The sequence below is a fragment of the Gordonia sp. GONU genome (genome assembly GCF_024733855.1).
Lineage (GTDB): Bacteria > Actinomycetota > Actinomycetes > Mycobacteriales > Mycobacteriaceae > Gordonia > Gordonia amicalis.
This window is the reverse complement of record NZ_JANRHB010000088.1, coordinates 1-903: the sequence shown is the minus strand read 5'-3', so window position 1 is coordinate 903 and position 903 is coordinate 1. Positions and strand designations below refer to the sequence as shown.

Annotated in this window: 2 protein-coding genes; both read right to left on the bottom strand. The window is 61.6% G+C overall.

All coding sequences use genetic code 11. From position 1 onward, the window contains the following. Positions 1–293 (bottom strand): hypothetical protein (locus NWF34_RS25280; protein ID WP_258326403.1); only part of this gene is annotated, 293 nt, incomplete at its 3' end. An 86-nt stretch (positions 294–379) separates the two neighbouring features. Continuing rightward, a partial coding sequence (locus NWF34_RS25275) for a TetR/AcrR family transcriptional regulator (protein WP_258326402.1) occupies positions 380–903 on the bottom strand: 524 nt, incomplete at its 5' end.

Below are 903 nucleotides of genomic sequence, written 5' to 3'. Positions count from 1 at the left end.
ACGAAAACAGTGGTCTTGGCGCCCTTCTCACCGAACGCACCACCCATCTGATCGAGTGCTTGAAACGATGGAACCCCAGCAGGGATCGGATCAACAGACTGCTGCCGCACCACCGTCTCCAACTGGGGAAACAGTATCGCCAAGACGACACCCACAGCCACCCACGCCCCGATGACAAGAGATCTGTGCGCCAAGGTGAACCGCGCCAACCGCCCCAACGTCGCGCTGTACTCGCTGCGTTCCACCAACCGGCGCGCCGTCAAGCGCCCACCACTTGGACGTTGGACCACCATACGCAGTACCTCACCCTCGACCCAGGCCGCTTCTGAAACCGGCGGTAGCGTTACGGTACTAGCGGTAGCGTAGATGGGGAAGGAGGTTAGGAGGTTTGGTGCCGCCGGTGGGCCGTGAGGAAGTCGTCGACAAGCTGTTCGAGATCGCCGACTGCCATCGAACGAATGCCCGTGAGCTTGGCAAAGACCAGCGGGCCGGCGAGCTGGGTGACTGCCATGGTCAAATCGAAGTTGTCGAGCTCAGCCGTGGCCACGTCACTCGTCAACACTCGATCGAATGGCTCTCGATACTGCTCGACGACTCGACGACGCAGTGGCGCGAGCGCGTTCTGATCCCCGTCGGGTTGCTCGGGAAGCATTGCCAACCATGCCAGCGTCGTCATCTGTAACGGTGCCTGATCGATAAGTTCAGCCTGCCGGTGCATCAGCTTCAGCAGGTCATCGCGGATCGACGTCGTCGTCGCGGGGGTCTCGGCCTGGGGCAACAACCGCTCGAAGGCAGCCGCCACCAGATCTGTGGAGCTCTCGAAGTGACGATACAAGGTGGTGCGAGCAACACGAGACAGTCGAGTGACCGCCTCCACGGTAACGGCTTCGACCCCGCCACTGT